Annotated in this window: 10 protein-coding genes; all 10 read left to right on the top strand. The window is 67.8% G+C overall.

Annotated features, from left to right (window positions below):
* The first annotated feature begins 135 nt into the window (after nt 1-135).
* A complete protein-coding gene (locus AC3IR9_RS09280) occupies nt 136-2,280 on the top strand; it encodes a putative bifunctional diguanylate cyclase/phosphodiesterase (RefSeq protein ID WP_489295445.1) in 2,145 nt (714 codons plus the stop codon).
* 89 nt (nt 2,281-2,369) lie between these two features.
* Entirely contained in the window at nt 2,370-3,500 is a 1,131-nt protein-coding gene (gene flhB / locus AC3IR9_RS09275; protein WP_489295444.1) for a flagellar biosynthesis protein FlhB, read from the top strand.
* On the top strand, nt 3,497-5,605 hold the full coding sequence (gene flhA / locus AC3IR9_RS09270) for a flagellar biosynthesis protein FlhA (protein ID WP_489295443.1): 2,109 nt from the start codon (nt 3,497-3,499) through the stop codon (nt 5,603-5,605). Before flhB ends, flhA begins: the two co-directional genes overlap by 4 nt.
* A 152-nt stretch (nt 5,606-5,757) precedes the next feature.
* A complete protein-coding gene (gene flhF, locus AC3IR9_RS09265) occupies nt 5,758-7,464 on the top strand; it encodes a flagellar biosynthesis GTPase FlhF (protein WP_489295442.1) in 1,707 nt (568 codons plus the stop codon).
* Nucleotides 7,451-8,338: a MinD/ParA family ATP-binding protein gene (locus AC3IR9_RS09260; RefSeq protein WP_489295441.1), complete on the top strand. Its 888-nt coding sequence runs from the start codon at nt 7,451-7,453 to the stop codon at nt 8,336-8,338. The genes flhF and AC3IR9_RS09260 overlap by 14 nt, the downstream gene beginning before the upstream one ends.
* The gene (locus AC3IR9_RS09255; protein WP_489295440.1) at nt 8,335-9,081 is read left to right on the top strand and encodes an RNA polymerase sigma factor FliA; all 747 of its coding nucleotides are present in this window, start codon (nt 8,335-8,337) and stop codon (nt 9,079-9,081) included. Before AC3IR9_RS09260 ends, AC3IR9_RS09255 begins: the two co-directional genes overlap by 4 nt.
* A gap of 16 nt (nt 9,082-9,097) precedes the next feature.
* Nucleotides 9,098-9,490, top strand: a complete 393-nt coding sequence (gene cheY / locus AC3IR9_RS09250; protein WP_489295439.1) for a chemotaxis response regulator CheY — start codon at nt 9,098-9,100, stop codon at nt 9,488-9,490.
* Nucleotides 9,490-10,104, top strand: a complete 615-nt coding sequence (locus AC3IR9_RS09245; protein ID WP_489295438.1) for a protein phosphatase CheZ — start codon at nt 9,490-9,492, stop codon at nt 10,102-10,104. Before cheY ends, AC3IR9_RS09245 begins: the two co-directional genes overlap by 1 nt.
* Before the next feature lie 4 nt (nt 10,105-10,108).
* Nucleotides 10,109-11,920 carry a chemotaxis protein CheA gene (locus tag AC3IR9_RS09240; protein ID WP_489295437.1) on the top strand — a complete coding sequence of 604 codons (1,812 nt, stop codon included), beginning with the start codon at nt 10,109-10,111 and terminating at the stop codon, nt 11,918-11,920.
* Between the two features lie 43 nt (nt 11,921-11,963).
* Nucleotides 11,964-12,704, top strand: a complete 741-nt coding sequence (locus tag AC3IR9_RS09235; protein WP_489295436.1) for a flagellar motor protein — start codon at nt 11,964-11,966, stop codon at nt 12,702-12,704.

Below are 12,704 nucleotides of genomic sequence, written 5' to 3'. Positions count from 1 at the left end.
GGCAGAAAATCATCGTTTGCCACTTGCAGAACCCCCCATCATCAGCGGTAGGCTGCACGTATCGCACCGGGGACTGGTGCGGGATGACCGCATCGCCTACTTCATCGCAGATGTGCTGACCAGGGAGAGTCATTGATGCTCGTCGGCAGCTACACACCGTGGTTGGTCGTGGTTTCGCTGCTGGTGGCCATGCTCGCATCGTTCACCGCGCTGGACATGGCCAACCGGATCACCACCGCGCCCACCGCGCGGCTGAGTACGTTGTGGCTGTTCGGCGGTGGCTGCGCGATGGGCCTGGGCATCTGGTCGATGCACTTCATCGGCATGCTGGCGTTCCGGCTGCCCATTGCACTGGGTTATGACGTGGGGTGGACCGCCATCTCGCTGCTGGCGGCGATGGCCTCGTCGGTGTTCGCACTGTGGCTGGTCTCGCGGCCCACGCTGCCGCATTCCCGGCTGGCGCTGGGCGCGCTGTTGATGGGCAGCGGCATCGCATCGATGCATTACCTGGGCATGGCGGCGATGCGCATGCAACCGGGTATCGACTATGACCCGATCTGGTTCACCGCCTCGCTGCTGATCGCGTTGGCCGCCTCGTGGACCGCGCTGTTCGTGGCCTTCCGGCTGCGCCACAGCCAGCGCCGCCTGCGTCATCGGCTGCTGCCGGCGGTATTGCTGGGCAGCGCCATCGTGGGCATGCACTACACCGGCATGGCGGCGGCCCGCTTCCCCGCCGACAGCGTCTGCGGCGCCGCGGCCGGCGCCGGCCTGCACACCCAGTGGCTGGCGGCGATCGTGCTGGTGTTGACCACCGCGATCCTGGCCGTGGTGCTGATCGTGTCCTGGCTGGACCAGCGCATGCAGGCGCAGCTGCTGCGGCTGCGTAACGAACACCTGCGCAGCTCGCTCGACGATGCCCAGCAGGAGCTCACCCAGGCCGCGCTGCACGACCCGTTGACCCACCTGCCCAATCGCCTGCTGTTGCAGCAGCGCATCGAACAGGCGCTGGCCGAGGCCGAACAACGCGGCAGCCGCTTCGCGGTGCTGTTCATGGACCTGGACGGCTTCAAGCAGGTCAACGATGCCTACGGCCACCAGACCGGCGATGCACTGCTGGTGGCCGTCGCCGAACGCACCCGCCAGCTGCTGCGCCCAAGCGATGTGATGGCCCGTCTCGGTGGCGACGAATTCGTGCTGGTGGTGCGCATCGACAACGATGAAGACATCGCCACCCTGGCCAACCGCATCATCCAGGCCGTCGGCGGGGGGCCGCTGCTGCCCGACCATGACCTGCAGGTCACCGCCAGCATCGGTATCGCGATCTGCCCCGACCACGCCGCCAGCGAGCGGCAGTTGATGGCCTTCGCCGACGCGGCGATGTACCAGGCCAAGGAGGCCGGGCGCAACAGCCATGCGGTGTTCGCCGACTGGATGAACGACAGCGCCGAGCAACAGTTCCAGCTGCTGGCCGACCTGCGCCGGGCGATCGGCACCGACCAGCTGTTCCTGCACTACCAGCCCAAGATCCGCGTGGCCGGGCAAGGCGTGAGCGGTGCCGAGGCGTTGATCCGCTGGAAGCACCCGCAACAGGGCCTGATTCCACCGGAGCGCTTCATCCGCCTGGCCGAACGCAGCGGGGTGATCAACGAGATCGGCCGCTGGTCGCTGGACCAGGCGTGCCGCCAGCTGCGCCAGTGGCAGGACGCCGGCCACGACAGCTGGACGGTGTCGGTGAACCTGTCGCCGATCCAGTTCAGCTCCCCGCACCTGCTGCAGGAAGTCCGCGAAGTGCTGCAGACACACCGCCTTGAGCCGCGCCGGCTGGTACTGGAAATCACCGAAAGCACGGTCATGCGCGATACCGACGCCAGCCTCAAGCTGCTGCAGGCGATGGCCAGCCTCGGCGTGGGCATCTCCATCGACGACTTCGGCACCGGCTATTCCAGCCTGCTCTATCTCAAGCGCCTGCCGGCCACCGAGATCAAGATCGACCATGCGTTCGTCCGCGACCTGGAAAACAGCTCCGAAGACGTGGTGATCGTCTCGGCCATCGTCGCCCTCGGCCATGCGCTGGACATGGACATCGTCGCCGAAGGGGTGGAAACCGCCGGCCAGCGAGCCTACCTGGAACGGCTCGGCTGCGACTACCTGCAAGGCTATCTGCTGGGCAGGCCGGTGGACCCGGAGCGGTTCATGCAGCTGCATGACCACAAGCGGCCGCGGGTGGAGATGGCCGCAGGGTGGAAGGCACACGCCCGGCCCGGCGCGACGGGCGGCTAATCACCCTCGGGAACCTTGGCCTGAGCACCGGTCGCGGTCACGGAACAGATCTTGCACGACCCGGGTAATCCTCCCGTTTCGTGCCCACGATGTCCGAAAACGAACAAGCCGGCGAAAAAACCGAACAGCCCACCGAAAAACGCCTGCGCGACGCCCGCGAGCAGGGCAACATCCCGCGCTCGCGTGAGTTGGCCACCGCGGCCGTGTTCGGCGCCGCGGTGCTGGCGCTGATGGCGTTCTCCGGCGGCATCACCAGCAGTGCCAAGGCCTGGATGACCCTGGCGCTCAGTCCGGAGCCGGGCCTGCGGCTGCATCCGCAGGCGCTGTTCGGGCACTTCGGGCATCTGCTGCTGCAACTGCTGATGGGCATGTGGCCCCTGGTGCTGGTGTGCCTGCTGGCCAGTTTCCTGTCGCCGGTGGTGATGGGCGGGCTGCGCTGGTCGAACAAGTCGCTGATGCCCGATTTCAAGCGGCTCAGTCCGCTGGCCGGAATGAAGCGGCTGTATGGCCCGGAGGCGATCGCCGAGTTCACCAAGTCGCTGCTGCGCATCGCCTTTGTCGGTACCGCCGCCGGGCTGGTGGTGTGGCACGGCGTGCGCTCGCTGCGCGACCTGCTCAACCAGCCGCTGGAAGCAGCCATGGTCCATGGCCTGGGCTTCACCCTGAAGCTGATGCTGGCCACCGGCGGGGCGATGATGCTGCTGGCCGCCATCGACGCGCCGTACCAGCGCTGGAACTGGATGCGCAAGCTGAAGATGACCCGTGAGGAGCTGCGCCGGGAAATGAAGGAAAGCGAGGGCAGCCCGGAAGTGAAGGGCCGCATCCGCCAGCTGCAGCAACAGATGTCCAACCGCCGGATGATGGAAGCGGTACCCACCGCCGACGTGGTGGTGGTCAACCCCACCCACTACGCGGTGGCCTTGAAGTACGAGGGCGGCAAGATGGGCGCCCCTACCGTGGTGGCCCTGGGCGTGGACGAAACCGCCCTGCGCATCCGCGATGTGGCCGACGGCAACAGGATCGCGATCGTGTCCGCGCCGCCTTTGGCACGCGCCTTGTATCGGGAAGGTCAACTTGGAAAGGAAATTCCCGTGAGACTGTATTCGGCCGTAGCCCAGGTCCTGTCCTACGTTTACCAGCTGCGCACCTGGCGCGGCGGCCCGATGCCGGCAGCGCCGAGCATCGACGTGGATGAATTCGGCAAGGGGGGCCGCGCATGAGCGCCCAGCCCGCCGGTGCCGGCATGAACGTACGCAAGGCGCTGGACATGATCCGGCATGGCATCGGCGCGCCGCTGATCGTGCTGGCGCTGCTGGCCATGGTGGTGGTGCCGCTGGCGCCGCCGGTGCTGGATGCGCTGTTCACCTTCAACATCGCCATCTCGCTGATGGTGCTGCTGGCGGTGGTCTACGTGAAGCGCCCACTGGATTTCACCATCTTCCCGATCGTGCTGCTGATCACCACCATGCTGCGGCTGGCACTGAACGTGGCCTCGACCCGGGTGATCCTGCTCAATGGCCAGAACGGCCACGAGGCGGCCGGCAAGGTGATCGCCGCGTTCGGCGAGTTCGTGATCGGCGGCAACTACGCGGTCGGCATCGTGGTCTTCGCCATCCTCACCATCATCAATTTCGTGGTGATCACCAAAGGTGCCGGCCGGGTGTCCGAAGTGACCGCGCGCTTCATCCTGGATGCCATGCCCGGCAAGCAGATGGCCATCGATGCCGACCTCAACGCCGGTTTGCTGACGCGTGAAGAGGCCAAGGCCCGACGCGAGGAAGTCCGCGAGGAAGCCGACTTCTACGGTGCGATGGACGGCGCCAGCAAGTTCATCCGCGGCGATGCCATCGCCGGCATCCTGATCCTGTTCATCAACATGCTCGGCGGCCTGGCCGTGGGCGTGATGCAGCACGGCATGCCGTTCGGCCAGGCCGCCGCCACCTACACCCTGCTCTCCATCGGTGACGGCCTGGTGGCGCAGCTGCCGGCGTTGCTGGTGTCCTCGGCGGTGGCCATGCTGGTCACCCGCGCCTCGCGCTCGCAGGACATGGCGCAGGCGATGATGGGCCAGGTCTTCGGCCAGTACCGGGCGCTGACCATTGCCGCGGCGATCCTGGGCGTGGTTGGCCTGGTGCCAGGCATGCCCAACGTCGCCTTCTTGACGCTGGCGGCCATCCTCGGCTTCGTCGCCTGGAAGGCCTGGAAAAAGAGCACCGCCGCCGCACGCACTGCCGAAACCCCGGCCGCCGGCCGCAGCGACACCCTCGGCCTGCCCGGTGCGGCGCCCTCGCCCACCGCCGAACTGACCTGGGACGAACTGCGCCCGGTCGACCCGCTGGGCCTGGAAGTGGGGTACCGCTTGATCCCGCTGGTGGACAAGAACCAGGGCGGCGAATTGATGGCGCGGATCAAGGGCGTGCGCCGCAAGCTCACCCACGACATCGGCTTCCTGATTCCCTCGGTGCATATCCGCGACAACCTGGAACTGCCGGCCACGGCCTACCGCCTGCTGATCCACGGCGTGCCGGTGGCCACCGCCGAGATCCACCCCGACCGCGAGCTTGCGCTGGACCCGGGCAGCGCGCTGGGCGCGCTGGAAGGCATCGCCGGCAAGGACCCCGCCTTCGGCCTGGATGCCACCTGGATCCAGCCCCACCAGCGTGCGCATGCCGAATCGATGGGCTACACCGTGGTCGACCCAGCCACCGTGGTCGCCACCCACCTGTCGCACCTGATCCGCGAGCACGCCCCGGAACTTCTCGGCCACGAAGAGGCGCAGCAACTGCTGGCCAACCTGGCCAAGAGCGCGCCCAAGCTGGTCGAAGACCTAACGCCCAAGGCGCTGCCGCTGTCGGTGGTGGTGCGGGTGCTGCAGAACCTGCTGATCGAACGCATCCCGGTGCGCCAGCTGCGCAAAATCGTCGAATCACTGGTGGAGAACGCCCCGGCCAGCCAGGACCCGGCCGTGCTGACCGCGGCGGTACGCAACGCGCTGGGCCGCTTCATCGTGCAGGAGATCGCCGGGATGTCCGCGGAGCTGCCGGTGTTCACCCTCAACCCGCAACTGGAACGCGTCTTGCAGGAGTCCACGCAGGGCAACGGCGCCGCGCTGGAACCCGGACTCGCAGAGCGACTGCACCAGAGCCTGGCCGAATGTGTCAGCAAGCAGGAAGCGAAGAACGAGCCGGCGGTCGTGCTGGTGCCGGGCCCGGTACGTGCCGCGCTGGCACGGCTGGTGCGCCACAGCGTCCCCTCGCTGTCGGTGCTGGCCTACAGCGAGGTGCCCGAGGACAAGCGGCTCAAGCTGGTCGGAACGATCAGCTGAGCCGGAACTCCGACGGCAACGTGCCAGAAAACAGACACCCCATTTTTCGACAACACCGCAGCAGGACATAGAGGGAAACCCGGACCGTGCAGACCACCGACAACCAGCGCTTCCCTTCCACTACTCCGCCGCCCCAGTCCCGGTACCACAGCATGAAAATCAAACGCTTCGTCGCCTCCGATATGCGCTCGGCCATGAACCTGGTGCGCAAGGAACACGGTCCTGATGCGGTGATCCTGTCCAACCGGCGGATCGAGGAAGGCGTCGAGATCGTGGCCGCGGCGAACTACGACGAAGGCGCAGTGCAGCGCGCGCTGGAGGCCGCACGCAAGGACGTGGCACCGCCGCCGGCACCGCGTCCGCGCAGCGCTGCCGATGCGGTGATCGCCGCGGTCACCCGGCGCCGGGCGCCGGCATCGGCGCCCGAACCGGTCGCAGCCACCACCTCGGCCGTCGCTGCCTTGGCCCGTGCGGCCGTCGGTGCCACCGGCCGCACCCTGGACACCGCCAACGAAATCGTGCCGCCGCCGGGCAGCAGCGGCTTTGCCGCCACCCTGGCCCGCGCCGCCGTGGCCCCGCCGTCGGCCATGCCGGCGCTGCCGGAACAGATCTTCGCCCCGTTCAACGTCGAGCAGGCCGCTGCCGCGTCACCGGCCCCCGCCGAGCCGGCCGTCGCGATTGCCGCCCCGATCAACCGCGCGCGCTTCATCATCGATCCGCCGCACGACGACGCGCCGCTCTACCCGATGCACATCCCGGCCGCCTCGGTGGCGATGCCGCCGCTGCCGGTCAGCGTGACCGTGACCGCCCCGGTCCAGGCCTTGCCCGCCGTGGCAGCCGAGGCGCAGGCGCCGGTTGCAGCACGTGTCGACAATCCGGCACCGGCCACCGCCGGTGAACCGGCGCAGGCCCAGCCGCTGCCCGTCGCCGAACTGGTGGTGGTGCCGCGCGATGACGAAGAAATCCGCCAGCTGCGCCACGAGGTGGCCGGCATGCGCCAGGTCATCGAGCGCGAGATGCACCGCTTCACCGACGAGCGCCTGCGCGGTTCGCCGGTGCGCGCGGCCGCGCTGGACCTGATGGACGAGTACGGCTTCGACGCCGGCATCAGCCGCGACGTGGCCATGCAGATCCCGCTGGACACCGAAGCCCACCGTGGCCGCGGGCTGATGCTGGGGTTGCTGTCCAAGAAACTGCCGATCGCCCCGGTCGACCCGCTCGAGGCCGGCGGCGTCATCGCCCTGGTCGGCCCGACCGGTGCCGGCAAGACCACCACGATCGCCAAACTGGCCTCGCGCTTCGCCGAGAAGCATGCCGCCCGTGACGTCGCCCTGGTCACCACCGACACCGGCCGCATCGGCGCCCGCGAGCAGCTGTACGGTTTTGGCCGCCAGCTCGGCATCGCGGTGCACGAGGCCAACAGCGGCAGCGACCTGAACCAGCTGCTGGAGCGGCTGAAGGATTACAAGCTGGTGCTGATCGACACCGCCGGGCTGGGCCCGCGCGACCGCGCGCTGGCCGCCCAGCTGCAGTGGCTGCGCGCCGCCGAGCAGATCCGCACCCTGCTGGTGCTGCCGGCCAACACCAGCTTTGGCGACATGGACGAAGTGGTCCGCCGCTTCAGCGCGGCCAACCCGCAGGGCGTGGTGCTGAGCAAACTGGACGAAACCGGCCGCTTCGGCACCGCCCTGTCGGTCGCGGTCGACCACCGCCTGCCGATCACCTGGGTCACCGATGGCCAGGACGTTCCTGAAGACCTGCACCGGGCCAGCGCCGCCAATCTTGTACTTCGCCTTGAAGATTTGCGCCGCGCGGCCGATATGCCCTGCAACCCGGAGTTGAACCATGCCGTCGCGTGAGTACGCCAAGTTGACCAAGACCTTCCCGTTGTCTGCCACCCGCAGCCAGCCGCTGGGCCCTGTGCGCACCATCGCGGTGACCGGCGGCAAGGGCGGCGTGGGCAAAACGAACGTGTCGGCCAACCTGGCCGTCGCGCTCGCCGACATGGGCAAACGCACGCTGCTGCTGGACGCCGACCTCGGCCTGGCCAACATCGACGTGATCCTGGGCCTGCAGCCCAAGGTCACCCTGGCCGACCTCGTCGCCGGGCGCTGCACCCTGGAAGAAGTGATCCTGGAAGGCCCGGGCGGCGTACTGGTGGTCCCGGCCGCCTCCGGTCGCCGGCACATGGCCGAACTGCAGCCGGCCGAACACATCGGTCTGGTCAACGTGTTCTCCGAACTGGAGCGCGAGCTGGATTTCATGGTGGTCGATACCGCCGCGGGCATCACCGATGGCGTGCTGACCTTCTGCCAGGCCGCACAGGACACCGTGGTGGTGGTCTGCGATGAGCCGGCCTCGATCACCGACGCCTACGCGCTGATCAAGGTGCTCTCGCGCGAGCGTGGCGTGGACCGCATCCAGGTCGTGGCCAACATGGTCCGCGACCCCAACGAAGGCCGCGTGCTGTACGAAAAGCTGACCCGGGTCTGCGAGAAGTTCCTCGCCGATGTCTCGCTCAACTACCTCGGCTGCGTCCCGCAGGACGACTGGCTGCGCCTGTCGGTGCAGCGCCAGCAGCCGGTGGTGAAGGCCTATCCGTCCAGCCCGGCCGCACTGGCGATCACCGAGATCGCCCGCCGCACCGCGCGCTGGCAGGCCCCGACCGAACCGCGTGGCGGGGTGGAGTTCTTCCTCGAACGCATCCTCAAGCAACGTGGGGTGACCGTATGAAAGGCGCCGCCCGATACAAAGAAGTGCAGCGCGTTGCCGCCAACGAATGCATCGCCCAGCATTCGGACCTGGTCCGGCGCATCGCCCACCACCTGGCCGCGCGACTGCCGGCCAGTGTCGAGGTCGATGACCTGATCCAGGCCGGCATGATGGGGCTGATCGAAGCCTCGCGCAGCTACGACGCCGACCAGGGCGCGTCGTTTGAAACCTATGCCTCGATCCGCATCCGCGGCTCGATGATCGACGAGATCCGTCGCGGCGACTGGGTACCACGCTCGGTGCACCGCCGCGCCCGCGATGCCGCCTCCACCATCCGCCGGCTCGAGCAGAGCACCGGCCGCGCCGCCAGCGCCACCGAAGTAGCCGCGGCGATGGACATGCCGCTGCCGGACTACCTGCGCCTGATGGAAGACGCCGCACGCGGCCAGGTACTGAGCCTGGAATCGCGGATTGAAGACCAGGGCGAACTGGACACCGTCGCCCAGGGCGGGCCTACCCCGCAGCAGGTACTGGAGCGCGGTGAGTTCGGCCGTGAACTGGGCCATGCGATCGGCCTGCTGCCCGAACGCGAACAGTTGGTGCTGTCGCTGTACTACGAGCAGGAACTGAACCTGAAAGAGATCGGCGCCGTGCTCGGCGTGAGCGAGTCGCGCGTGTGCCAGATCCATGGCCAGGCCGTCCTGCGCCTGCGTGGCCGATTGAAGATCTTCGAGGCGGCCGATGCCGGCCTCGAGAACCATTGATACCGAGGAAAGTGCTTTGAACAAGAACATGCGTATCCTGATCGTCGACGACTTCTCGACCATGCGTCGTATTGTCAAGAACCTGCTGGGCGATCTGGGCTTCACCAACACCGCCGAAGCCGAGGACGGGCATGCCGCGTTGTCGATGTTGCAGAGCCAGCCATTCGATTTCGTGGTGACTGACTGGAACATGCCGGTGATGACCGGCATCGACCTGCTCAAGGCGATCCGCGTCGACCCCAGGCTCAAGACCCTGCCGGTGCTGATGGTCACCGCCGAAGCCAAGCGCGAACAGATCATCGAAGCGGCCCAGTCCGGCGTCAACGGCTACATCATCAAGCCGTTCACCGCGCAGACCCTGGAAGAAAAACTGGGCAAGATTTTCGAACGACTGGCAGCAAGCGCCTGATGGATACCCTCAGCGACAAATCCGCGCTGGTGCAGCGCCTGCAGGACGCGCTGGCAGCGCTGGAAAGCGGTGACGAAGCCGGCTGGCGTCAGCAGATCGACGCACTGGCGGCCCTGCGCACCCAGCCGATGATGGCCGGGCTCAACCGGCTGGCCCGCGAACTGGGCCAGGCGCTGGGCGAACTGCCCAGCCTGCCCAGCGAAGCGGGCGAGCTGGACGATGCCTGCGCGCGCCTGGACCACGTGGTGGCGATGACCGAACAGGCCACCCACCGCACCCTGGACCTGGCCGAAGAATGCCGGGCGCTGACCGAGCAGGTACGCGCCAACGGGCTCACCGCCGACCAGGACCAGCAGCTGGACCGGATCCGCCACAACCTCACCGAGATCGCGCTCACCCAGAGCTACCAGGATCTCACCGGCCAGATCATCCGCCGCGTGGTGGGGATCGTGCGCCGCGTGCACGAGGGTTTCGGCGCGCTCGGCCTGCCACCGCAGGAAGACGCCGCGCACAAACGCGACAACGGCCTGGCCGGCCCGGCCGTGACCGGCCTGGATCGCCACCAGGTATCACAGGTCGACGCTGACGACCTGCTTTCCGATTTGGGGTTGTAAGACCATGAGTGCTGTTCCAGACGATATTGCGGCCGACTTCATCCTCGAGGCCCAGGAAATCCTGGATCGCCTCGGCGAACAGCTGGTGTCGCTGGAGCAGTCGCCCCAGGACGCCGACCAGCTCAACGCGGTGTTCCGCGGTTTCCACACGCTCAAGGGCGGTGCCGGCTTCCTGGGCATCCAGGCGATGGTCGAGCTGTGCCACGCCGCCGAGGAAACCCTGGGCATGGCACGCTCGGGCAAGGCCACGTTGCAGGCGCATCACTTCGATGCGGCCCAGCAATCCCTGGATTACCTGCAGTCGATGCTCGATTCGGTGTCGGCCGGCACCGAGCCCGGCTATGCGCCGCCATCGCTGATCGCCCAGTTCGACGTCAATGGTCCGGCCAGCCCGGCCGCGGTCGCTGCGACCCCGCCGGCCGGCGGCGAGCTGATCACCGACGACGAGTTTGAAGCGTTGCTGGACCAGTTGCACGGCGGCGCCGCGCCCACGGCCGTGACGCCCCCCCAAAAGACCGATGACGGTCTGATCGGCGAAGACGAATTTGAAGCGCTGCTGGACCAGCTGCATGGCGGCGCCGCACCGGGCACCACGGCCGTGGCCGCCGTGGCCGCGCCGGTGGCGCGTGCACCCTCCGTTGCGCCCCGGCCGGCGGCCAACAAGCCGGTCGCCGAAGCCGAACATACCGTGCGCGTGGACACCAAGCGCCTGGATGCGATCGTCAACCTGATCGGCGAACTGGTGCTGTCGCGCAATCGGCTCAAGACCCTGCGCGCGCGCCTGCACGACGAAGAACTCGACCGTGCCGTGTCCACCCTGGACATCGCCACCGCCCGCCTGCAGTCGGCGGTGATGCGCACCCGCATGCAGCCGGTGGGCAAGGTGTTCTCGCGTTTCCCGAAGGTGGCCCGCGACGTCGCCCGCAACCTGAACAAAGAAGTGGAGCTGGAGCTGGTCGGCGCGGAAACCGAGCTGGACCGCAACCTGGTCGAAGCACTTGCCGATCCGCTGGTGCACCTGGTGCGCAACGCGATCGACCATGGCGTGGAAACCCCGGAACTGCGCGAAGCGCAGGGCAAGCCACGCAGCGGCCATGTGCGCCTGTCGGCGCAGCAGGAAGGCGACTACGTCAGCATCGAAGTGCAGGATGACGGCGCCGGCATCGACCCGGAGCGCCTGCGGCAGAAGGCCCGCGAAAAGGGCCTGATCGATCCGGAAGCGGCCGCGCGCCTGACCAGTGAGGAATGCCTGCACCTGGTGTTCCTGCCGGGCTTCTCGACCAAGCAGGAAGTGACCGACATTTCCGGCCGTGGCGTCGGCATGGACGTGGTGCAGTCGCGCATCCGCGAGCTCAGCGGCCAGATCCAGATCCAGTCCGAGCTGGGCCGCGGCAGCCGCTTCATGATCCGCGTGCCGCTGACCCTGGCGATCCTGCCGACCCTGCTGGTGCAGGCCGGCGAAGACGTCTATGCGTTGCCGCTGGCGCGGGTGATGGAGGTGCTGCACGCCCCCAACACCTCGCTGGGCTGGTTCGATGGCCGCGCCGTGCTCGACCGCAAGTCGCACACCCTGCCGCTGGTGGACCTGCGCCACTGGCTGGCGGTCGACCCGGCCCCCTCGCCGCTGCTCACCATCGTGGTGCTGCAGGCCGGCGAAGCCCGCTTCGGGCTGGTGGTGGACCAGGTGCGGGGCCGCGAGGAAGTGGTGATCAAGCCGCTGCCCAAGGCCCTGCGCGGCCTGCGCGGCTACGCCGGGGCAACCCTGATCGGCGATGGCCGGATGTCACTGATCCTGGACGTGGACGGCCTGCGCTGACGCAGCCTCTCAAGTCCCCTTCACGCAAGCCGATAACGGACCCATGGACAGACTCAGCCTCATTGGACTTTTCCTCGCCCTGGCCTCGCTGGTCGGCGGCAGCATCCTCAAGGGGGCCGGCCTGGCGTCGCTGTGGTCGCCGGCCGCATTCGTGATCGTCATCGTCGGCACCATCGCCTCGATCCTGCTGCACACCTCCCCGGCGGTGTTCAAGCACGCCTTCAAGATCGTGCGCTGGGTGATCCTGCCGCCCAGCAGCGACCGCCACGCGCTGATCAAGCAGATCGTCGAATGGAGCAACATCGCGCGCCGCCAGGGCCTGCTGGGCCTGGAAGCACAGGTGGACGCGCAGAGCGACCCGTTCCTGCGCAAGGGCCTGCAGCTGCTGGTGGACGGCGTGGAGCCGGAAACCATCCGGCACATGATGGAAATCGAACTGGGCAGCCAGGAGCACCGGGACCTGGCCGCGTCCAAGGTGTTCGAGGGCATGGGCATCTACGCCCCCACCCTGGGCATCATCGGCGCGGTGCTCGGGCTGATCGCGGTGATGAAGAACCTGGCCGACCCGAGCAAGCTCGGCCACGGCATCGCTGCCGCGTTCACCGCCACCATCTACGGCATCGCCTCGGCCAACCTGCTGTTCCTGCCGGTCTCGGCCAAGCTCAAGAGCGTGATCCACCACAACAGCCGCGACCGCGAGATGATCATCGAAGGCCTGATTTCGATCGCCCAGGGCGAGAACCCGCGCAACATCGAAACCAACCTGTCCGGGTTCCTGCACTGA

It is taken from the genome of Stenotrophomonas sp. GL_101 (genome assembly GCF_057835675.1).
Note: the sequence above shows the minus strand (reverse complement) of the source record. Positions and strands in the feature narration are given on the sequence as shown.

Coding starts and splice junctions, on each gene's coding strand:
- AC3IR9_RS09280 (WP_489295445.1), top strand. CDS start 136: ATGCTCGTCGGCAGCTACACACCGTGGTTGGTCGTGGTTTCGCTGCTG.
- flhB (WP_489295444.1), top strand. CDS start 2,370: ATGTCCGAAAACGAACAAGCCGGCGAAAAAACCGAACAGCCCACCGAA.
- flhA (WP_489295443.1), top strand. CDS start 3,497: ATGAGCGCCCAGCCCGCCGGTGCCGGCATGAACGTACGCAAGGCGCTG.
- flhF (WP_489295442.1), top strand. CDS start 5,758: ATGAAAATCAAACGCTTCGTCGCCTCCGATATGCGCTCGGCCATGAAC.
- AC3IR9_RS09260 (WP_489295441.1), top strand. CDS start 7,451: ATGCCGTCGCGTGAGTACGCCAAGTTGACCAAGACCTTCCCGTTGTCT.
- AC3IR9_RS09255 (WP_489295440.1), top strand. CDS start 8,335: ATGAAAGGCGCCGCCCGATACAAAGAAGTGCAGCGCGTTGCCGCCAAC.
- AC3IR9_RS09245 (WP_489295438.1), top strand. CDS start 9,490: ATGGATACCCTCAGCGACAAATCCGCGCTGGTGCAGCGCCTGCAGGAC.
- AC3IR9_RS09240 (WP_489295437.1), top strand. CDS start 10,109: ATGAGTGCTGTTCCAGACGATATTGCGGCCGACTTCATCCTCGAGGCC.
- AC3IR9_RS09235 (WP_489295436.1), top strand. CDS start 11,964: ATGGACAGACTCAGCCTCATTGGACTTTTCCTCGCCCTGGCCTCGCTG.